At 47.4% G+C, this 20,424-nt stretch carries 20 protein-coding genes; 17 read left to right on the forward strand and 3 right to left on the reverse strand.

Features of this window, described 5'->3' with window-relative positions:
- Positions 1 to 6: 6 nt before the first annotated feature.
- The 8 genes from MHI01_RS24775 to MHI01_RS24810 all read left to right on the forward strand — a co-directional run bounded on the left by MHI01_RS24775 (position 7) and on the right by MHI01_RS24810 (position 7,791).
- The gene (locus MHI01_RS24775; protein ID WP_340984327.1) at positions 7 to 1,653 is read left to right on the forward strand and encodes a glycosyltransferase family 4 protein; all 1,647 of its coding nucleotides are present in this window, start codon (positions 7 to 9) and stop codon (positions 1,651 to 1,653) included.
- 14 nt (positions 1,654 to 1,667) lie between these two features.
- A complete protein-coding gene (gene wecB, locus MHI01_RS24780) occupies positions 1,668 to 2,759 on the forward strand; it encodes a non-hydrolyzing UDP-N-acetylglucosamine 2-epimerase (protein ID WP_036605946.1) in 1,092 nt (363 codons plus the stop codon).
- The gene (locus tag MHI01_RS24785; protein ID WP_017692517.1) at positions 2,752 to 3,738 is read left to right on the forward strand and encodes a polysaccharide biosynthesis protein; all 987 of its coding nucleotides are present in this window, start codon (positions 2,752 to 2,754) and stop codon (positions 3,736 to 3,738) included. The genes wecB and MHI01_RS24785 overlap by 8 nt, the downstream gene beginning before the upstream one ends.
- Positions 3,735 to 4,562: a dTDP-4-dehydrorhamnose reductase family protein gene (locus MHI01_RS24790; protein WP_127547105.1), complete on the forward strand. Its 828-nt coding sequence runs from the start codon at positions 3,735 to 3,737 to the stop codon at positions 4,560 to 4,562. Before MHI01_RS24785 ends, MHI01_RS24790 begins: the two co-directional genes overlap by 4 nt.
- Complete coding sequence (locus tag MHI01_RS24795; protein WP_036673459.1) at positions 4,544 to 5,485, forward strand: NAD-dependent epimerase/dehydratase family protein; 942 nt, start codon at positions 4,544 to 4,546, stop codon at positions 5,483 to 5,485. The genes MHI01_RS24790 and MHI01_RS24795 overlap by 19 nt, the downstream gene beginning before the upstream one ends.
- Complete coding sequence (locus MHI01_RS24800; protein ID WP_127547109.1) at positions 5,482 to 6,198, forward strand: glycosyltransferase; 717 nt, start codon at positions 5,482 to 5,484, stop codon at positions 6,196 to 6,198. Before MHI01_RS24795 ends, MHI01_RS24800 begins: the two co-directional genes overlap by 4 nt.
- A gap of 96 nt (positions 6,199 to 6,294) precedes the next feature.
- On the forward strand, positions 6,295 to 7,011 hold the full coding sequence (locus MHI01_RS24805; RefSeq protein WP_340984328.1) for a glycosyltransferase: 717 nt from the start codon (positions 6,295 to 6,297) through the stop codon (positions 7,009 to 7,011).
- Between the two features lie 249 nt (positions 7,012 to 7,260).
- Positions 7,261 to 7,791 (forward strand): GNAT family N-acetyltransferase, encoded by a 531-nt coding sequence (locus MHI01_RS24810; RefSeq protein WP_340984329.1) that lies wholly within the window; start codon positions 7,261 to 7,263, stop codon positions 7,789 to 7,791.
- Positions 7,792 to 7,937: 146 nt separating this feature from the next.
- On the opposite strand, the gene MHI01_RS24815 is transcribed toward MHI01_RS24810, so the two are convergent.
- Together MHI01_RS24815 and MHI01_RS24820 are read right to left on the reverse strand one after the other, a co-directional pair.
- Complete coding sequence (locus MHI01_RS24815; RefSeq protein ID WP_179086550.1) at positions 7,938 to 8,108, reverse strand: hypothetical protein; 171 nt, start codon at positions 8,106 to 8,108, stop codon at positions 7,938 to 7,940.
- Positions 8,105 to 9,343 carry a glycosyltransferase family 4 protein gene (locus MHI01_RS24820; protein ID WP_340984330.1) on the reverse strand — a complete coding sequence of 413 codons (1,239 nt, stop codon included), beginning with the start codon at positions 9,341 to 9,343 and terminating at the stop codon, positions 8,105 to 8,107. The genes MHI01_RS24815 and MHI01_RS24820 overlap by 4 nt, the downstream gene beginning before the upstream one ends.
- A gap of 186 nt (positions 9,344 to 9,529) precedes the next feature.
- Here MHI01_RS24820 and MHI01_RS24825 point away from each other — a divergent pair, with 186 nt between their 5' ends.
- Positions 9,530 to 9,889, forward strand: a complete 360-nt coding sequence (locus MHI01_RS24825; protein ID WP_076253288.1) for a hypothetical protein — start codon at positions 9,530 to 9,532, stop codon at positions 9,887 to 9,889.
- Positions 9,890 to 10,107: 218 nt separating this feature from the next.
- Positions 10,108 to 11,637 carry a DHA2 family efflux MFS transporter permease subunit gene (locus MHI01_RS24830; RefSeq protein WP_340984331.1) on the forward strand — a complete coding sequence of 510 codons (1,530 nt, stop codon included), beginning with the start codon at positions 10,108 to 10,110 and terminating at the stop codon, positions 11,635 to 11,637.
- A 64-nt stretch (positions 11,638 to 11,701) separates the two neighbouring features.
- On the opposite strand, the gene MHI01_RS24835 is transcribed toward MHI01_RS24830, so the two are convergent.
- Positions 11,702 to 12,784 carry a glycosyltransferase family 4 protein gene (locus MHI01_RS24835; protein WP_307720256.1) on the reverse strand — a complete coding sequence of 361 codons (1,083 nt, stop codon included), beginning with the start codon at positions 12,782 to 12,784 and terminating at the stop codon, positions 11,702 to 11,704.
- Positions 12,785 to 13,211: 427 nt separating this feature from the next.
- Here MHI01_RS24835 and MHI01_RS24840 point away from each other — a divergent pair, with 427 nt between their 5' ends.
- From MHI01_RS24840 to MHI01_RS24870, 7 genes are all read left to right on the forward strand, one after another.
- Positions 13,212 to 14,345: an ABC transporter ATP-binding protein gene (locus MHI01_RS24840; protein ID WP_340984903.1), complete on the forward strand. Its 1,134-nt coding sequence runs from the start codon at positions 13,212 to 13,214 to the stop codon at positions 14,343 to 14,345.
- Positions 14,342 to 15,058, forward strand: a complete 717-nt coding sequence (locus tag MHI01_RS24845) for an ABC transporter permease subunit (protein ID WP_339284129.1) — start codon at positions 14,342 to 14,344, stop codon at positions 15,056 to 15,058. Before MHI01_RS24840 ends, MHI01_RS24845 begins: the two co-directional genes overlap by 4 nt.
- A gap of 4 nt (positions 15,059 to 15,062) precedes the next feature.
- Positions 15,063 to 16,457, forward strand: a complete 1,395-nt coding sequence (locus tag MHI01_RS24850; RefSeq protein WP_339284128.1) for a GldG family protein — start codon at positions 15,063 to 15,065, stop codon at positions 16,455 to 16,457.
- Complete coding sequence (locus MHI01_RS24855) at positions 16,454 to 17,461, forward strand: DUF4340 domain-containing protein (RefSeq protein WP_340984333.1); 1,008 nt, start codon at positions 16,454 to 16,456, stop codon at positions 17,459 to 17,461. Before MHI01_RS24850 ends, MHI01_RS24855 begins: the two co-directional genes overlap by 4 nt.
- 266 nt (positions 17,462 to 17,727) lie before the next feature.
- The gene (locus MHI01_RS24860; protein WP_340984334.1) at positions 17,728 to 18,717 is read left to right on the forward strand and encodes a YhcN/YlaJ family sporulation lipoprotein; all 990 of its coding nucleotides are present in this window, start codon (positions 17,728 to 17,730) and stop codon (positions 18,715 to 18,717) included.
- 360 nt (positions 18,718 to 19,077) lie between these two features.
- Positions 19,078 to 19,686 (forward strand): type IV toxin-antitoxin system AbiEi family antitoxin domain-containing protein, encoded by a 609-nt coding sequence (locus MHI01_RS24865; protein WP_076211329.1) that lies wholly within the window; start codon positions 19,078 to 19,080, stop codon positions 19,684 to 19,686.
- Positions 19,686 to 20,381 carry a nucleotidyl transferase AbiEii/AbiGii toxin family protein gene (locus MHI01_RS24870; RefSeq protein ID WP_339284122.1) on the forward strand — a complete coding sequence of 232 codons (696 nt, stop codon included), beginning with the start codon at positions 19,686 to 19,688 and terminating at the stop codon, positions 20,379 to 20,381. The genes MHI01_RS24865 and MHI01_RS24870 overlap by 1 nt, the downstream gene beginning before the upstream one ends.
- Positions 20,382 to 20,424: the final 43 nt, after the last annotated feature.

Consider the following 20,424-nt stretch of genomic DNA (forward strand, 5'->3'; position numbering starts at 1 on the left):
ATAATCGTGTACAGGGTCCGTGCGGCCATGGCAACGAAACCAAAGATGATGTTATTTTCACATGTGTGCAATACTCGCAGCATTACAGGTGCCGAGAAGCTACTGCTTCATTTTATGAGAGAGATCGGTACGATCTTTGAATGTGTGCTCGTAGCCCCTCAGGAGGGGAAGCTTGCGGGGCTTGCGCGGAGATTCGGCATTCAGGTCAAAATATGCACTCTGCCGATGCTTCACGGTGTGTACACACCTTACCTGGGCATTGCAGATGATGCGGAGCATCTTCGCCATACGCCAGCGTATCAGGAAGCAGTCTCCCTAATACGGGAGACTGCTCCCGATATAGTGTTAACGAACACCTGCGTTAATGTGATGCCGGCTGTAGCGGCAAAGTCCCTTCAGATTCCGATCATCTGGAAGATTACCGAGATTATTCATACGAATGAACATACAACCGAGGCGATCCAGATGATTGGCCGTTACGCGGATTGGATTATCGGTATATCCGAGACAGCGGTAGCCCCTTTCCAGGAAGCCGGCATGGGTGACAAGGTGACCATCATATCCCCAACTTGGGAACCTGCGCTACCAGCACCGGACCGCTGGGTTCATCTGCGCGAACGCAAGCGTAAGGAGCTCGGTTTCAAATCATCGCAGACCTGTATCGGTTATATTTCTTCATTTATATATGATGCCAAAGGGTTGAAACCTTTTGTGGATATGGCCTTGAGGATCTGTGAAACACATTCGCGCTGTCGCTTCTGGATCATCGGGGCAGCATCGGATAAAAAGTATTACGACGAGTGTGTATCACGGGTGAAAAAATCCGGGTACTCACGCCGGTTTACCTTCACCACATTTGAAGAGAACGTATCTCTGGCGTATACCGCGATGGATATCCTGGTCATCCCAAGCATGGTCAAAGAAGGGTTTGGCATGACCGCACTGGAGGGTCTCTATTTTGCCAAACCGGTCATCGCTTTTGCTCAGGGTGGACTGAAGGAATTAATGGAATCCGTAGGCAGTGATGCATTTTTGGCCCCGCCGGGTGATACCGAAGCGCTTGTCACCTTGGCAACAACCTTGCTGAATGATGCAGAGCTGGCCTCGAATACGGGGTGGCGTAATCGGACAGAAGCGGAAAGGCTCTACGGCGTTGAAACCTACCGAACGAAACTGCATACGATGGTGACACAGTGGTTATTGCGTTTTCCCGGATGGTTTGCTTATATCCAACCTCCGAATGGACCTGTGTATACCCATGGGGAGGGAGGACTGCGCACTGTACTGGTTCTGGAGCCAACTACGGTTCGGGCACTATTATTCCCACTGACCGTCATACAGGCGTTGCCACATTCCTCATTACCTCCAATCGCATTGGGTCACGATGCTCCTGTTGCCTCAGGTACTGTCCCGGCTGTAAAGCCGATTCAACAGAGGGGCAAAACGCGGAAACGTCGTCGCAAGCCACTTGCACCTCATTCACGCCGAGACCGTGAGGGGCTGAAACGTACTTCCGGAACTGGCAGACGTAAGTGGAGAACCCGTACAACGAAGGGACCGCGTCCGCATATGGGGAAATCGGCTAGTCGCAGACGCAAATCTGCCAAAGCGGGACGTAGCCGAGCAGGGCGCAAGGGTTCCAATACAAGATGAAGGCAGGGATTACGATGAAGATCATGACGGTGCTGGGTACGAGACCTGAGATCATACGGCTCAGCCTGATCATCTCCAAGCTGGACCAGTACGCGTCCAAACATATTCTGGTGCATACGGGACAGAACTTCACGGAAAGTCTCAGCGGTCTCTTTTTCAAGGAAATGGGCCTGCGCGCACCGGATTACGTTCTTCAGGATGAAGCGGCCACTCTGGGACGACAGCTATCCTCGATGTTTACGCAGATGGAAGATCTGATATTGCAGGAGAAACCCGATAAATTGCTGCTGCTCGGCGATACCAATAGCGCATTATGTGCAGTATTGGCTGAGCGCATGGGTGTTCCTGTTATTCATATGGAAGCAGGCAATCGTTGCTTTGACCTGGATGTGCCTGAGGAGAAAAATCGTAAGGTTATTGATGCCATCTCCACCGTTAATATGCCTTACACGGAACAGAGCAAGAAACATTTGGTCAGCGAAGGGGTACCAAGCAGGCGCATCGTGCTAACGGGCAATCCCATCTATGAAGTCATGCAACACTACGACGCGCAAGTAAGTTCCAGCAAAATACTGAAGAAGCTCAAGCTGAAGTCTGGGCAATACTTCCTGGTTACTGCCCATCGAGCTGAGAATGTGGATCATGCCCCTCATTTGCTGGAGATTATGAAAGGACTGAACCAGGTCGCAGAGGAACACGGGTTGCGTGTGATCTGCAGTATTCATCCGCGTACAGCAATCCGGATTGCGGAGCATCTGCATCTGGAGATGAACCCGCTGGTGGAGTTTCACGAGCCGTTTGGATTCTTCGACTTTGTAATGCTTGAACGTCATGCACGCTGTGCACTTACGGATAGCGGTACCGTGCAGGAGGAGTGTTGCATTATGGGCGTGCCGACCGTAACGATGCGTCGAACTACCGAGCGGCCGGAAACGGTCGATTGCGGCAGCAATGTAGTCTCCGGTCTGGATGCCGCGCGCATCGCTGATTGCGTGAAAGTCATGACAAAGATGTCTAGCGACTGGGATTGCCCGCAAGGTTACAAAGCCACAGATGTATCCAGTAAAGTGGTTAAATTTCTGCTTGGAGGGAAAATGCATGTTTGAAAATAAGCGTATACTCGTGACTGGCGGTACGGGATCATGGGGTTATGAACTTGTGGCTCAACTACTGCCCCAGCAGCCCAAAGAAATTATTGTATATTCCCGGAACGAGTCTAGCCAAGTGGCTATGAGTCGTGAATTTGAAGACCCGCGTCTTCATTTCCGGATTGGAGATATTCGTGACAAGGACGCTTTGACGGCGGCTTGCCAGCATGTGGACTATGTATTTCATCTGGCAGCGCTCAAGCATGTTCCGGTGTGTGAAGACCAGCCGTACGAAGCACTCAAAACCAATGTGATTGGTACACAGAACGTAATTGAGGCCGCTATTGAGAACAAGGTGGAAAAAGTAATCTATATCTCGACTGACAAGGCTGCCAATCCGTCCAACTTTTATGGCATGACAAAAGCGATCGGCGAGAAATTAATTGTATATGCAAACTTGTTACACAGCGATACCAAGTTTGTTACGGTACGGGGTGGGAATGTGCTGGGAACAAATGGAAGTGTGGTACATCTGTTCAAGAATCAAATCCGCCAGAAAGGGCAGGTCTCCATCACGGATATGAGTATGACTCGATTCTTTCTTACGCTGAAGGATGCAATTACCTTGCTGTTCAAAGCTTCGGTGGAAAGTGTCGGCGGAGAGATCTTTGTCATGACGATGCCTACCTGCAAAATCGTTGATCTCGCGGAAGTACTGATTGAGGATTCCGGTGTGGAGAATGTGAGCATTGTGGAACGTGGCATTCGTCCAGGGGAGAAAATCCATGAAATATTGATGAGTGAATTCGAGAGCATGACCACCGTTGTTTACGATGAGCAGTACCTGGTAATTCTTCCTACCCTGGGCATACCGGGTCTGCGTGAACATTATACCAATTGTCCCCCGGTCTCCTTTAACAGTTTCAGTTCTGAACACCAACTCATGACCAAAGAGGAGATTCGTGAAATTCTGAAACGCGGAGGATTCTTGTCATGAAACTGCTGATACTTGGTGGAAACGGAATGGCCGGCCATATTTTGGTCGACTATTTCCGCCGTCAAGGTGTACACAGCGTCTTCTACACATCTCGGGATGTAACAGACCCCAATGGTCTGCTCTTGGATGTGAACGACAGCTTCATGGTTGATCGATTGGTAGAAGCTGTGCACCCGGATGTGATTATTAATGCTGTAGGTGTGTTGAACAACTTCGCAGATGAGGACAAAATTACTGCATATCATATTAATGGTTTCCTGCCACATCGTCTGCGGCGGGTTGCAGATACGATTGGTGCACGCCTGATTCATATCAGCACGGACTGTGTGTTCAGCGGAGAACGGGGAGCATACCGGGAAGATGATGTTACGGATGGGACTTCAGCTTACGCTATCACCAAAGCACTTGGCGAAGTTCAGGATGAAGGTCATCTGACGATCCGTACGTCCATCATTGGACCCGAGATTCGCCAGGGCGGCATTGGTCTGATGCAATGGTTTATGTCCAGCACAGGTGAAGTCGGGGGGTATACCCGCGTATTCTGGAACGGTGTGACCACACTTGAGCTGGCCAAATGGGTAGACCATTACCTGTCCTCATCGGTTAGTGGTCTGATCCACCTAGCTCATCCGGCACCTGTCAGCAAGCATGACCTGCTTATATTGTTCAAGCAGACCTGGGATAAGCAGGATGTGACGATTGTGCGTGATGACAGTGTAGTGCAGGACCGTACGCTGGTGTCCACTCGCGAGGATGTGAAGACAGACCTGCCGGATTATTCTACAATGCTGAAGGAGTTGGCATTATGGATGGAGCAGAGCTGAGAGGCAAGAAAGTGCTGATTACAGGCGCCTCCGGTTTTACCGGGCGACATGCCGTATCTTATTTTCGGGAAGCGGGTGCAGTGGTTGCAGCGGTAGTCCGGAGGCCGGATGTGTATTCATTCGGTAAAGGTGCACAAGTCCATGTCTGTGATCTGAACGATAAACAGCAAGTACGTCATCTGATCGGCGAGGTGCAGCCCGACTATGTGCTGCATCTCGCTGGCAAAAATTCAGTGCCTGATTCGTGGTCTGATCCGCTACTGGTCCTGGAGACCAATGTGATGGCCGTGCTGTATTTGCTGGATGCGCTTCGCAGTTGTCCGACAGCACGTACCGTTATTGTAGGATCGCGGTTAAAATATACGCCGGAACCTGGCCGGATTCCCCAGCCTCCGCATCCATACAGCCTCAGTAAAGCGCTGGAAGAGATGGTGTCCTTGTCGTGGATGTCGCTCTTCGGACAACAGATCATGCTGGCGGAGCCAGGCAATCTGATTGGTGCGGGTCCTTCCACAGGCATCTGTTCACTGCTTGCACGCCATGTTGTTGCCTGTGAGCAGGCGGGGAAAACCGAGGCATTCCGTCTGTCCGGACGGGACAATACCCGTGACTTTCTGGATGTGCGGGATGCAGTCAGAGCGTATGCAACCCTCTTGATACAAGGGTCCAGTGGTACAGTATACCCGGTGGTGTCTGGAGTTGAGCGCAGTCTTGGTGAAATTGCAGAACTGCTGTTGTCCATGACAGAAGCGGAAGTTCCTGTTCGCTGGGATGGGGCATCTTCTGGTCCGGATGGTTCGGGGAAACAAGAGGAATTATCACTGCTGCGCAAGCTTGGCTGGCAGCCGATGATTCCATTTGCCACATCACTTCAGGATATCCTGAGTGATGTTCGTGTCCAGCAAGGGAGGACGACAAGTTGAATCCGAGAGTATCCATTGTCATTCCATTCTATAACTGCCCTTATGTGCCTCAGGCGATTCAGAGTGCGCTGAACCAGACGTATCCCCATGTGGAGATCGTTGTTGTGAATGACGGTTCAACCCGGCATGCAGAGTTGCTTCAACCCTATCTTCCTTATATTAATGTGCTTGGCAAAAGCAATGGCGGGACGGCTTCGGCACTTAATCATGGCATACGCCATGCCTCTGGTGATTATGTAGCCTGGCTCAGTTCGGATGATTATCTGTACCCGGATAAAATTCGTTATCAGCTGGAGTTTATGCAACGCGAGAATGTGCTCGTCTCACATACGAACTTTCATTATATCAACGAGCATTCGGCAGTTACCAAAATGCATGGTGGGCCTGAACCGATGTCGGATATGGATTTACTAAGACGGTTTGTTAACGGCAATCCAGTGAATGGCTGCACGGTCATGATTCGCAAGGATCTCTTTAGTGGGGTGGGGCTGTTCGATGAACTTCTTCCCTACACCCATGATCTGGATCTCTGGATGCGTATTGTACTGAACGGTCATCGGTTCCCATACCTGAATGAACCGCTTACTGCCTATCGGTGGCATGGGGGAATGGGATCGGTACGTCATGCGGATGTCATCGGCAGAGAGGCATCCATGGTATGGTCCAGATATCGGGAACCGCTGTTGCAGCGAATAGCGACGCTTGGCGGGTAGCGTAGGGAGGGCAGTTATGAAAGCCAAAAGATGGCTGATTAACGCCCTCTTTGCGCAGCATTTTACCTAAGACAGTAAGAGGAGGGGAAGGCCCGAATGGAGCCAAAAGTATCGATCGTCATTCCATTTTACAATTGTGCTTATATCGAGCAGGCTGTTCACAGTGCCATTCACCAGACGTATCCGCATATCGAAGTCATCGTGGTGGATGATGGGTCAACCGAGCACGTGGAGCGGCTACAGCCATTCATGGATTCCATCCGCTATATTCGCAAAGAAAACGGTGGAACCGCGACAGCATTAAATGAGGGCATCAAACATGCAACAGGGGATTACTTTGTTTGGCTCAGCTCAGATGATGTGATGCTGCTGGACCGGGTGGAGAAACAACTGACGTTTATGCGCGAGGTCAAGGCTTCATTCTGTCATGGTGCCTACCATTATGTGAATGAGAAGAGTGAATGGTTGGATACGGTGCATCCGGAAGTGGGCAGTCGTCTGGAGATGTTGCAGGTACTGCTGGAAGGTTGTCCGATCAACGGCTGTACTGTCATGTTAGAGATGGCAGCATTTGAGCGGTTCGGACTGTTCGACACTGATTTTCGCTACACCCATGACTATGAGATGTGGATGAGGCTGTTTCCAATGTATGAGCTGTTCTACTACAATGAACCTCTGATGTGTTACCGATTGCATGAGTCGATGGGAACCAAACGTCACTTCAAGGCACTGGTTGCCGAGATGGAACAGGTTCAGGCGAAGCATCGGCCTATTCTGTTCAACTTACTTCAGGTTGGCGGGTACTGGAAGTAGATGGTTTTGGCAACGATGGCTGAATGGAATAGGTGTTAATTGGACAGGAGAGCACCCTTATGAAACACTTTTTAAGTGTTATAAGTGGAAGCTCTTTTTTTGCTTTATGGACAGATACGTGGACACAAAGGGTGATCGATTGCTGAAGTCTCTGTATAATGAAATGATTCATACACAGAAGGGACTGGACTATGCGCAGATATCAATATCTTAAACCCAACTATTAATAAACTAATGGAGGTAAGAGTATTGATTACAGAGTTATACACAGAACGGTTATATTTGCGACAAATGAACGTATTGGATGCGGCCAGCTTGTTTAAAATTTGGTCTGATCCGGATGTAACTAGATTTATGAATATCACTCATTTTACGGATGAAAATCAAGCTATAGCCATGATTAATCTTCTGAATGATCTTGCTCAGGAAAACAAGGCCATTCGGTTCTCTATCCTTGTGCAAGAGTCCAACGAAATCATAGGTTCATGTGGTTATAATACACTGGATTTTGACAATCTCAAAGCAGAAATCGGGTATGACATTGCCAGATCACACTGGGGGAAAGGATATGCTACGGAAGCGATCTCTTCTTTATTAGCTCATGCATTCTCGACTATGAAGCTGAATCGTATTGAGGCAAAGGTTGACCCCGATAATGTGAATTCTATCAAGCTATTGCAAAAGCTCAATTTCACATACGAAGGTACTCTCAGAGCATACGAGAGGGTAGGCGAAACGTTCAGTGATCTGAATATGTATTCCAAGTTGGCGACAGATTAAAACGATCTGTAATAGCGTGTTCTCGGTCCGTTAGAACACATTTGAAGCGAACAAAAGGGGTGTCCTCAGTCATTCATATGACAGATGGGACACCCCTTGTTTGATATTTCGGCATGTTATATGAAGACGGCATATCATTGGACAACTCAATCTTTTGAATTCATGATCACCATGGATGCAGGATCGGGAAATACATATCCTTTAGGCAGCTTCTTCATCAATTCATTCATTACAGCGTAATCCACGTTGATGTGAGGTGTGGAAACTGGAGTCGAAAACCAGCGATTGTATAGATCACTTGGTACAAGTAACGTCATATTGTATGTCCTCCTCTGTAGATGGCTTCTTGGTAGACTTGAAATGTACGAAATCCCATCACTTCCAGTGAACGATTTTGTTCAGCCCAAGCTTTCGCCGCCGCCCCCACTGTTCTTCGGGTAACATCATCCTCAAGTAGTGCATCCAACAGTTCACGGAGCGAGTCGACATCCTGCGGAGGAACAACCCATCCCGTACGTCCAGATTCAACCATCTCGGGCATGCCGGCTGTGCCACTGACGATAACAGGTACACCCGCCAGTTGCGCTTCAGTAACGGAGAACGGCTGGGTGTCCTGCAGACTGGGCTGGACATAGATATCTGCATGGCGCAGGAAGGAAGGAATATTGTCCAGCTTGCCCCAGAACACAACATCGGCTCCAATCCCCGTTGACGCGGCCTGTGAACGCAATTCATCGGTTAGATTGCCTTCTCCTGCGATCCAGCAGACCCAATCGGAACGTTTATTTTTCAGACTGGCTAAGGCCTTGATTAACACATGAACGCCCTTGATGTATTCAAGTCGTCCGGTAAAGGCAATGACTTTCTTGCCCGCAGGTGGTCGCTGGCGGAACTTCACAGTTGCTGAGGCACGGTAGGCTGGGAGATCTACAGCATAGGGAATCTGTCTGAACTTTGATTCAGGAACGGCAAGCTCTGTAAGCGTACTCTTGATCCAGTGGCTTGACACGAGAATGAGCTCGGACTGTGCTGCACTTCGCTCTTCCAATGAGAGAAAATAACGTCCACGCTTGGATTGCAAATATGAAGGGAGAGTAAGCTGTGGGTTGGAATTTTGAGCATCGTAAAAGGCTTCGCGTGCAAGAGCGCCATGATAGCTTGTAACCAGTGGGATATTGCGGTTCAAGATACGTTTTATGGCTACGGCAGCTACCGGATCTTGCGCATGAATAACGTCGTAGTGGTCCACCCCCAGATAAGCGGCTGCCATCTCGAATGCATATCTATTCAGTTCATAATAAGCGAGGAGAGGATCGGCAGTGAATTGTGGCAGATCAGTCGGATTGAGTTTGGCTTGCAACATGGGCCACACCTTATCCTTGGAGAAAGCTCGGTTCAGATTACGAACATATACTTCGTTATTGGCACCATTTGTGCCCATGATATCAACCTCTACACCAAGTGCGATTAACCTGTCGGCCAGTTGTTTAACATATGTCCATATGCCTCCCATATGTGTAAGCTCCCAATACGTAACGAGCAGAACTTTCATAGCTACCTCCTTGTCACGGCCTGCACCGGCCGAGCTTCTATCCTTTTATTCTATGAAAAAAGAGGACCGGAAGGTCGGGCATTTCCGTGTAATTGGTCGAAAATGGGTGAATGCAAATGGCAATGGACGAGAGGAAGCATATCCTATGTACAGGAAGGTTCGTGTGCTCCGAAGGAGGGATCTACAGTGGCGGTATATTTACTTGAGATTCATGAGAATCTGTTACAGACATTTGTTCCCGTCAAGTACATGGATGTGGAGTTGGCCTATGTGGGCGGCGAGGAAGGGACGGATGTATTTGTTGGTGGAGCCAGTATTCACGGAGAACTGTATCGACACCTTTTTCACCTAACGTCAAATTCGGGGGGAGCGGGCGGTAATCAGGTCATTCATAATCTGGATGTGTCATCCGAGCCTTATGAACTGAGGATCATCAGCAACAGTTCTTCACCGAAGCATCTGGTTATTCGAATATATTGCAGAAGTATTCACGGTCAGACATTGGGCATACTGTCAGAATATCAGATGATGAAGCTTGCAGATTGATATGGGCATCATTGCATAATCATGATTAACCAACGTGTGGAGCAGGGAAGGTGCCTGTTCCATTTTTTTGTGGTGCATCCATAGTAGAATTGTCTGAAAAAATAGCTTGACAGCAAAGGTATTTTCATTAGAATTAGATCAGTATTAAACGAAAGTTTAAAACGACGATTTAAAACGATAGTTTGAAATTGGTCGTCAATATAGGCTGAGTGAGACGCATGGATAAGCCTGCGATCTCCTGGCTGGAAAAGAGTGTGGAGAACGTGAAAGAACAAACAGCAGCACCCCAGGAGCCGGCAGAGTTTTCGCTTAAAGCCATTATACTGCCACTCCTGGCAATTATCGTCGGAATGATTATGGTTATTCTGGACAGCACGGTGGTGAACGTGGCCATTCCGAATCTCGTTCAATATTTCGAGACCGACCTGAAGACCATTCAATGGACGGTTACGGGTTACACCTTGGCTTTGTCTGCAGTTATTCCACTGGCAGGCTGGTTAACGGACCGCTTTGGTGCCAAAAGAGTATTCCTGTTCACCATTGCCATGTTTACCTTGGGTTCAGTGTTATGCTCGATCGCTCAATCACCTGAGCAATTAATCATTTACCGTATCATTCAAGGCCTTGGTGGAGGCATGGTTGCTCCAATTGGTATGGCGATGGTCTTTCGTCTGGCTCCGCCTGAGCGAAGAGGTTCCATCATGGGGATGCTGGGAATTCCGATGCTGCTTGCCCCTGCATTGGGTCCGGTGTTGTCCGGGTGGTTTATTGAATCACTGAGCTGGCACTGGATCTTCCTGATTAACTTGCCCATTGGTATTGCAGCTTTCATTCTATGTATCAAGTTTCTGCCGGATACAGATCGTGGACGCACACCTGCACTGGATCTGCTCGGCATGATTCTGGCGCCAATTGCGTTCTCGATGCTGGCTTACGGTGTGAGTGAGGGTGGAACGAGCTGGACGTCTGCAACAACTTTGACGGGTGTCATTGTGGGTGGTGTAGCGCTCATTTTGTTCATTATTGTGGAGCTTCGCCATCAAAATCCATTGCTCGAACTCCGGGTATTCAAATCATCTGATTTCTCACGGGGAATTATTCTCGCATGGGTGTCACAAGTGGCGCTGTTCGGTGCGATGATCCTGATCCCGCTTTATTTGCAGCAGATCAAAGGATACACTGCACTGGAAACAGGATTGATTCTACTGCCACAGGCGTTGGCTTCCGGAGTGGGTATGCCTCTTGGTGGTCGGTTGTTTGATAAAATCGGTGCTAGACCTCTGGCCTTCGTGGGTCTGGGTATTATCTCGGGAGCATTGTTTATTCTGTCCTCTATCACGGCAGAGACAGGTCTTGGCCTGATTATAACGGCTCTGGTCATGATGGGTCTGGGTATGGGCTTGTCCATGATGCCACTCAATACGCATGTATTAAATGCTGCTCCGCGTAAGTTGGTTGGACGGGTGACACCGCTCACGGCTGCTGCACAGCAAGTGGTCGTGTCCTTTGCGGTTGCAGGGCTTACAGGCTTCCTTACTTCAAGAATCGCAGACAATACAACGAGTACAGAGCCGACCGCTATCGTTCATGGTTTGGTAGCTGGTTTCAATGATACGTTTTTCCTTGCCGCTTGTATTGCATTGTTCGGATGTTTGCTCAGTCTGATTCTGCGGAAACCAAAACCGATGCCGAAAGAAGAACTTCAAAATGGCGACAAGCCTGATCCCGCGATGATGATGGGACACTAAGACTCTATAAAAATCATACTAAGGCAGTTCAGAGAAATTTTGCTGAACTGCCTTTTTTCTATGCTCAATGGAAAATTCGTAGTGCTGTCATCATTTCACGGAAAGAAATGGCATATCGATCTGGTGAAAAAGACAAGCTCATATGCTGTCTGCCCTGAATGCGAATATACTCACGCAGTTTCTTGTTATTCATGAGGTCTCTTGCTTCGGCTACAGCGGCCTCTACATTTCCAATTGGATAAAACTTACCAGTCTTATTATGTGTGATAAATGAACGAACACCATCCGAATCCGTGCTGAGCACCGGGCAGCCACAACTGATGGCTTCAGCGACGGCATAACCGAATCCTTCAAGCAGGGAAGTGGATAACATGATTCCCCCTGAAGCGGCAATCATGGAATAATATGCAGGCATCTGAGAGTGAGGAACATTGATGAAGATCCCAATCCGATCCTCAAGCCCGTATTCTGCCAGCATGTGCCGGAACATGACTTCATCTTCTGGATTAGCCAAAGTTGGATCGTGGAACAACCATAGTCTGGCTTCCGGATTTTTTTTGACAATTTCACTCGATATGATTAGATATTCACGCCAGTTTTTGTTGTGTTCAAGTCGTCCTACCCAAGCCAGCACCGGATAGGGTGGGGTATCCACCAAGATTGGTGCGAAGGTGTCTGTATCGAGCATATTGGGAATAACAAACCGATGAAGCCAAGGACAGATATGAATGAACATATCCAGCAGGTGGTCTGTGGGAGGTATAACGGCAGCATCACAATGAGCTTGGAGGTATGGGACACCCATCTGTATCGTTTCCAGAGCTTGATCGCGTGCTCCGAGTCCCTGCGCTTCAAAAATAATTCGTCCGGTATAACCAAGTCCTCTCAAACGGCCGGGCATAGCGATGTCTGAAGTGGCAATGATGGCATCATAATGATGAGTATGGATGATATGATGGATATCCTCGTCACTGGACGCGGTGAAAATGGGTGTATCACTGTTGTTCTGCAATCCCGAGCCTGTGCTGAGATACAATAGGTGCGCTTCAATGCCATGGCGTTTCAGAACAGCGGTGCGCAGTCGATTTAACGTATCCACGCCACCGCTCGGAACATAAAACGTGAATAATACTTTCACACGATTCACCCTCTGACTTTTGGTCAGGAGCACATTCTCCTGTACTCTATGTTACGTTGGCTTTAAGCGCAGGGTGTGGGTGTTGGTCAGAATGTTCACATTTTGGACAAATATTTTTAAGCTGTCTTTTAAGTGTCATTAAGCTGAGGCTAGGATAGCTCCCGTAATATACAAGGAACTTCCCGTGCCCATCATCTATTACATAAGTTCAACGTAACATTTACACGATAACGGAGAGGGCAGAAATAACTTGAAGAAGCGAAGCGGTCACCTTTATCAGCGGATTTTTCCTTCTGAATGAAGGAATCAAAAAAATCTGGGGATAACAGTGATCGGAAGGTTATTCTGCCATCGGAGTGCAAGTGTAAATATTTTCAGTTGAATTTATATAACGAACGATGCTGCACGGGTATTTTAACGGGAAAGGATGAATGATGTGCTCGAAGTGAAACAGGTCAGCAAAGTTTACGAAGGGCAACGCGGCGTACATCAACTGGATTTCACCATGGAACGTGGTGAGATTGTTGGCTTTCTCGGACCCAATGGTGCTGGGAAAACAACAACGATGCGTATGATTACGGGTTATGTGCATCCAACTGCGGGTTCCATTATGGTGGATGGAGTATCGGTGCATGAGCAGGGTCAGCGTGTTCGTTCCAAGATTGGGTATCTGCCTGAAACGCCGCCACTCTATCCGGATATGACGGTGCAGTCCTATCTTAAATTCGTAGCCAATTTGCGAGATGTCCCGGCACGTGAGGTTAAGCTGCGGGTCAGTGAGATGGTTAGCAGACTGGGACTTCAGAGTCGGGAAAGACAAATGGTACGTGGGTTATCCAAAGGATATAAGCAACGCCTCGGGCTGGCAGGAGCCATTATTCACAAGCCGGATCTACTGGTCCTGGATGAGCCAACATCGGGCCTTGATCCAAACCAGATTATCGAGATCCGGGATTTAATCCGAGAATTGGGCGAGAACCATACGGTGCTGCTCAGTACGCATATTTTGCCTGAAGTGAGCACGCTCTGTAATCGAATGTTGATCATCAATCAGGGACAGCTCGTGTTGGATGGTTCACCTCAGCATTTCGGATCAGCAATGGGGGATCAGTTCAAGGTATCGATTGAAGTGAAGGCCACTGCGGAGCAATTACATAATGTGCTGACACCATGGGAGAAGGTGCGGAGTGAAGTCATTCAAGCATCGGATGTGAATACCAGCAAAGATACTTCACTTACTTCAGATTCAGCGGATACGGTTAAAATGCTGCTTACTGGAGAAAACTCGGAAGATTTCCGGGAGGAGCTGTTCTACCTTTTGTCAGGTGCAGGATTACCGATACTGGAGATGAAGAAGGAGAACCTGAGCCTGGAGCAAATCTTCCTGAAGCTGACCACAACCGAGGCAACAGACACGGACGCGATTTCGGCAGATGTGGATAAGGCTGCTGGGGCAGAGATGGATCAGGACGTAACTTCGGACATCGACTCGTCGAGTATATCGGGAACATCAGTTGGTACATCAGCCGATGCTTCGCCCCAAGCTCGCAAAGGGGAGGACTCCAAATGAGACGAATGATGGCGGTATGCAATAAAGAGCTACAAGCTTATTTTCTGTCACCAACGTCCTATTTTGCTTTTGCTGTATATGTACTGATGACCAGTCTGTTGTTCTATTCCAGCTTTGTATATTACCAGCCGAGCATTGTCGATTATCGTCTCGTGTTGGGGGACACGTTGTCCATGCTGCTGTTCGTCGTGCCATTGTTAACGATGCGACTGGTTGCAGAGGAATTTAGACAGGGAACGGATGAATTGTTGCTGACTTCTCCGGCACGAGTAACAGAAATTATTTTTGGCAAATATCTTGCTTCTCTGGCCATTCTGGTCGTGCTCATCCTGTGCAGTCTCGTGTACCCTTTCATCATGTCGTTCTATGGGACATTGGATATGACGACGGTATGGATGTCTGCGCTGGGGTTATTTTTCCTGGGCGGAAGCATGATGGCGATTGGACTGTTCGCTTCTACATTATCCCAGCATCAGATGGTGTCTGCGGTGGCGGGTTTTATTATTTTGCTCGTTTTGTGGATGCTTGATTCATTCGCAGGCAATACAGGTTCTGCTTTGCAACAGTGGCTGGACCCATTTGCCCTGACTAACCGGTTCGACAGCTTCATGAAAGGTGTGCTTAGTGGGCCGGATATCTTGTATTATTTCACCCTTTCGGGTGTGTTTCTGCTGTTAAGCATTCAAATTGTGGAACGGAAGCGGTGGAGGTGAGAAGATGAAAAAATGGTTAAGTCATACCAACAGTACCGTGCTGTCCGTAGCGGTGATTGGCATCTTTATTTTGCTAACACTGTTCCTGAATTCACTTGGCGGCTTCCAGCTGGATCTGACCTCGAACAAACAATACACGTTATCTGACCAATCCCTTACTGCGATCAAAAATGTGAAGGATGACGTCAACATTCTGGTGTTAACCGTTGAAAATGCCAACAACACCGTCCTGAACCGTGAGGTCACGGATATGGTTGAGGAATACACGAAACGCAATAGCAAGTTGAAGCTAAAACAGTATAATCTGACGCAGGAACCTGCGCTTGCATCCAAATACGGCATAACAGGCAGCTCCATTGTGCTGGAGCAGGGAGATCAACACAAAGTGATTGATATCGCCAGTCTGTTCACCGCGACAGGTGACGGAAGTGACGGATCATATCAGTTCACAGGTGAGGAAAAACTTACGCAGGCGCTCATGAATATGTCATCCACGGAGATGCACAAAATGGTCTTTTTGACTGGGCATGAAGAGCTGAGTCTCGCTCAGATGACTACGCTGCAATCCTCCTTGGAACAAAATAATGTGCAGACGGAAGAGTTGCAGCTGAATCAAGCAGGGAAGGTTCCCGAAGATGCAGATGTGCTCGCCATTATTGGCCCACAACGCGATCTCAGTGATACCGAAATGAAAGCCATTCGCACATATCTGAGTAATGGAGGCAAGCTGTTATTATCCCTCGGATTTGTAGAAGATATGAAATCCAGTTGGAAAAACATCGATGCCCTCATGGCTGACTATGGCGTCGTTGATGAGCATGCGGTCATGGTGGATAATCAGCAAGCCAGTACGATGGGGCCACTCTGGGTGGTGCCGGAGTATGGTACACATGCAATTACGGACAAACTTACTGCAAGCCAATTGTATCCGATGTTGTCGTTGTCGATTGCACTGACCAGCAAAGAACAGGATAAATATACCCTTTCACCTTTAATGCATTCTTCGAATGACAGTTATGGGGAGACGAATATCGGCGGCTTATTGCAGAATGAAACAACCAATGATGCCGAAGAGGACATTCAGGGACCCGTTGAATTAGGATATGCAGCCGATACAACGGATGGTAAACCGAAGGCAGTTATTCTGGGTTCGTCCATTTTCATGCAGGATTCGGAAATTGCGAATGGTGGCAATCGGGACTTTATTTTGAATACGGTAAACTATTTGAGTGAGAAAGAAAATGGATTGACGATTCGTCCAAGGGTACAAGCTGGGTATGAGATGGCATACCTGAATGGCGAACAAGCCAGAACGATTTTCTTCGTGGCTATTGTAGCATTCCCACTCATCTTTGTTATCATTGGTGTACTCTTATGGTGGAGGCGCAGACGAGTATGAGAAAATGGGTTCCAACGATTCTGGTGGTCATCGTACTAATTGTGGGCTGGATGTACGCGGCCAGTCAAAATTATTTTCGGGAAGAAGAAGCGGTTCAAGCCAAGTTGCTTGGTATTCAATCCGGGGATATCCAATCCATTACAATACATGACACAACGGAAGAGACATCCGGTACAACAGCATCTTCGACTTTGTCGCTTGAAAATGGCGTATGGCAGATGCTTGAGCCAAAAGCCTATCCTCTGAACGGTTACAGTGTTAGCAGCTGGCTGGATGCTCTGAGTGGTGCAAATCAGGAACTGGTGGTGGAAGAAGCGCCAACGGATCTGGATAAGTATGGATTAGGAACAGATGCTACACGTATGGATATCAAACTCAAAGATAATCGGGAAATCAAACTGGCTATTGGCGGCCAGCTTCCAGCAGATGATGCACGTTATGTGCGTGTTGATTCGGGCCCTGTGGTTGCCGTGCAGACAGAGGCGATTACCAGCATAGCTTTGTCTCGTCGTGATTTGTTGGACACGACACCTTTCAACATGGATGAGACAAATGTTGGGTCTCTGGAGTGGGAGGGTGAGGCAGCTACCTGGATGTTAACATCGACATCGGAGAACGATGCGGCAGAACAGACCTGGACACTGAATGGAAAAACGATTGAAGCCACAGATGCCATATCTCTTATCGGCAAAATCAAAAACTTGTCGACAGCAGATGATGTGCGCAAAGCGTCCGAGCTGAAGAATTCGGTTCCCCGATTCACCCTGTCTGTTGAACAGACGGTCAATGGGCAACAAGTTCGAGATGTGTATCGGGGACTTACGGTGCCATCCGAATCGGATCAGATCTGGGTTATTACGCCGGATGGTCAATGGGCATATGGCATGGATACGACAAGTCTAACGGAAGCCGAGAAATTCCCGGATACAATTAAAGCATCAACAACTTCTTCGGAAGAATCATCGAGTTCTACAAATGACGAAACATCAACAGACGGGAAATGAGCGGGGCGGAAGATAAGTGATATTGTTGTGTTGAAATGCAAATATGATTTCGAGGCAGTGCTGCGAACAAGCAGCACTGTTTTTTTTATTTTATATAGCGAAGAAACTCACGGTCCACAGATCAAAACTAAAGTCAATAAACAAAGACCAAAACCAGAATACCTGAATCTACAGGGTAAGGTACCATATCCTTTCAGCATATCGGTACGTACAGAAGCGCATCCTATCTTTGTGACCAAAACCAACAAACATTGGAGGATGAGTACATGCCAGCAGTCAAAAAGGCAACAGCTATTACGTTATCATTATCTACTGCAATCTTTGTAATGGCCGGTTTGACAGGTTGTGGCACGAATCGGGATACCAACAATATGCATACGCAAAGTGTTCGTCAGCAAGCCAACGGCATTAACCGTTATGGTGTGGAAACAAATGGCATGGATGGCATCCGTGCGAAAAGTTACCGAATGCACAATGTTACTGACCTGAAATCCAGTGAAGAGCTGGCAAAACGTATCACGGAGATGAAGGAAGTAAAATCCGCCCGTGTCATGTTAACGGATCGTAATGCTTATGTCGCGGTTCGTTTGGCAGATGGTCATGCAGGCAAGTTGGAGAGCAAGTCCAATGGTCGTACGAGCATGCTGAATGGAACGATGCGTAATCATGCCAGTGATACCATGCGTGGGGGCAACATGAATCACGATATGGGTGGTATGCGTGTGAATGGTGGTACGGGCACAATGTCTCCGTACAGCACTAGCGGAATTGCTCCAGGACTGAACACAAATTCGGCAACGGATCGCAGCCATATGGGGAATGACCGCAGCATCTATGGAACCATGGGCACAGGCGCCGTTGGTATGATGCGTGGTCTGACAAACAGCGGCAAAGCACGTGGGACGGACGATGGGCATTATGGTATGAAAAGTGAGGGACAACGTGTAGATAGCTCGGACGATAACACATCAGCTGAGATTAAGGGTAAGATTTCAGCCAAAATCAAACAGTTTGCACCAAATATCGAGAATGTATATGTATCAGCCAATCCAGACTTTGTGGAGCATGTCGAGAACTATGCCACAGATATTCGTAACGGTAAGCCCGTTAGTGGCATGATCGATACGTTCCAATCGATGGTGGAGCGCATCTTCCCAACGAACGGAACAGATACGAATCACCGTGATGGCATCCTTGACGATGGCCTGATGAACCGTAATAATAACGATGGCATGATGAACCGAATGAATCGGTAGTTCTGAAGACAGATGAACAAGTGTGCCTTTGCGCGGATGGCAACATCTGCTGCAGGGGCATGTTTATCTTACATAATCTCAACAGGATTCACTTTGAATGTTTCTTCAATAAATTCAGAATATTTGTCTTCCATATAGACTAAATAGACTAACGAAATGAAGTACCATCTAATATTCTTGCGCTCCTAAAAGAATTATGTTCTGCTCTTACGTCTAAGTGCAGAGTTTTTAGTGAATAATAAAGGGGATTGAAATTAGGGTGTGGAATAGTTATGGATTAGAATGAACTTGGAAAGAAAATTCTGAACAGATCCAGATAAGGCAAGAAATGCACGCGCAAATGTGAATGGTGGTGAGTGTATGAACGAGAAAATTGTAGTTGCTGCAATGCGAGTATTTGAAGAACAGCATGGTTTTGCTCGAACAAAAGATTTTATAGAAGCGGGCGTATCCCCTTACTACATAAAAAAACTGGAGTCCGCTGGTGAAATTGAACGGGTAAAACAGGGGATTTACCGACAGTCTGGTCAATTTAATGAACCGCCTCATGAAATGGTTGAGGTATCCAAACTTGTTCCCAAAGGAGTTATATGTCTTCTCTCTGCGCTCTCCTTCTATGAACTGACAACTTACAATCCATGGGAATATCAGATTGCTATTCATCGTGGCGGTAAAAAGCCAAAGCTTCCAGACTATCCTCCTATTAAAGTAATCTATTTGGCAGATGCTCAATACAAAATTGGAATTGATGAAGTCTATATTGATGGCTCGGCAGTTAAAATTTATGATCGTGAGAAAACAATTTGTGATATGGTGAGGTATCGTGAGAAAATTGGAATTGATTTGATGAAGGAAGGGCTGAGGAATTACCTTCAATCCCCCCACAAGAATATAACAAGGCTTGTCTCCTATGCTGATAAGCTACGAATTCGAACGGTTTTGCAAAAGTATCTGGAGGTGCTGATCTAATGAGTGAAATTAAAAATATTCCCGCCTCTGTTTCTGAACGTTTGAAAAATATAGCTGTAAAATCAGGAAAAGCATTTGATACCTTGCTGTTGCTTTATTTTCAGGAGCGTTTCTTATATCGTTTATCCATTTCTGAGTACAGGGATAAATTCATTTTAAAGGGCGGGTTGTTTTTGTTCTCACAAACTCAATTCAAGGCACGTCCAACCAAAGACGTTGATTTTCTCGCCAGACAGATTGCTAATGAACTGGATTTATTAAGAGAGTCGTTTGTCTCCATTTGCTCAATAGTGGTTCCTACGGATGGTATTGCATTTCAGTTGGATGAACTGACAACGGAGAGAATTAAAGAAGATGCTGATTATGAGGGAGTAAGAATTAAAGTAACTGCTCTTTTAGGGCGGATGAGAAAAAGTTTGCAGTTTGATATCGGATTTGGTGATGTGGTGGTCCCGAAGCCCCAGCTTATTGAATATCCTGTTCTCCTGGATATGACAGCACCACAAGTTCAAGCCTACTCGAGGGAATCCGTCATTTCAGAAAAATTTGAAGCCATGATCACATTATCTGTGATGAATAGTCGGATGAAGGATTTTTATGATATTTATACGCTGTTAACAACGAACAACTTTGATGGTCGAATCCTTCACGAGGCAGTGTCCGAAACCTTCCAACAACGGGGCACAATATTTTGAAAAAGAGCATCCTCTGTTTCATGAAGAATTTGCTGAAAATGAA

The sequence above is a fragment of the Paenibacillus sp. FSL M7-0656 genome (assembly GCF_038003225.1).
GTDB lineage: Bacteria > Bacillota > Bacilli > Paenibacillales > Paenibacillaceae > Paenibacillus > Paenibacillus amylolyticus.

Bases quoted from the DNA above. Each gene is read 5' to 3' on its own strand.
- MHI01_RS24860 (WP_340984334.1), top strand. From the start codon at position 17,728: ATGCCAGCAGTCAAAAAGGCAACAGCTATTACGTTATCATTATCTACT.
- MHI01_RS24785 (WP_017692517.1), top strand. From the start codon at position 2,752: ATGTTTGAAAATAAGCGTATACTCGTGACTGGCGGTACGGGATCATGG.
- MHI01_RS24850 (WP_339284128.1), top strand. From the start codon at position 15,063: ATGAAAAAATGGTTAAGTCATACCAACAGTACCGTGCTGTCCGTAGCG.
- MHI01_RS24855 (WP_340984333.1), top strand. From the start codon at position 16,454: ATGAGAAAATGGGTTCCAACGATTCTGGTGGTCATCGTACTAATTGTG.
- MHI01_RS24790 (WP_127547105.1), top strand. From the start codon at position 3,735: ATGAAACTGCTGATACTTGGTGGAAACGGAATGGCCGGCCATATTTTG.
- MHI01_RS24845 (WP_339284129.1), top strand. From the start codon at position 14,342: ATGAGACGAATGATGGCGGTATGCAATAAAGAGCTACAAGCTTATTTT.
- MHI01_RS24815 (WP_179086550.1), bottom strand. From the start codon at position 8,108: ATGACGTTACTTGTACCAAGTGATCTATACAATCGCTGGTTTTCGACT.
- MHI01_RS24870 (WP_339284122.1), top strand. From the start codon at position 19,686: ATGAGTGAAATTAAAAATATTCCCGCCTCTGTTTCTGAACGTTTGAAA.
- MHI01_RS24795 (WP_036673459.1), top strand. From the start codon at position 4,544: ATGGATGGAGCAGAGCTGAGAGGCAAGAAAGTGCTGATTACAGGCGCC.
- wecB (WP_036605946.1), top strand. From the start codon at position 1,668: ATGAAGATCATGACGGTGCTGGGTACGAGACCTGAGATCATACGGCTC.
- MHI01_RS24805 (WP_340984328.1), top strand. From the start codon at position 6,295: ATGGAGCCAAAAGTATCGATCGTCATTCCATTTTACAATTGTGCTTAT.
- MHI01_RS24830 (WP_340984331.1), top strand. From the start codon at position 10,108: ATGGATAAGCCTGCGATCTCCTGGCTGGAAAAGAGTGTGGAGAACGTG.
- MHI01_RS24865 (WP_076211329.1), top strand. From the start codon at position 19,078: ATGAACGAGAAAATTGTAGTTGCTGCAATGCGAGTATTTGAAGAACAG.
- MHI01_RS24820 (WP_340984330.1), bottom strand. From the start codon at position 9,343: ATGAAAGTTCTGCTCGTTACGTATTGGGAGCTTACACATATGGGAGGC.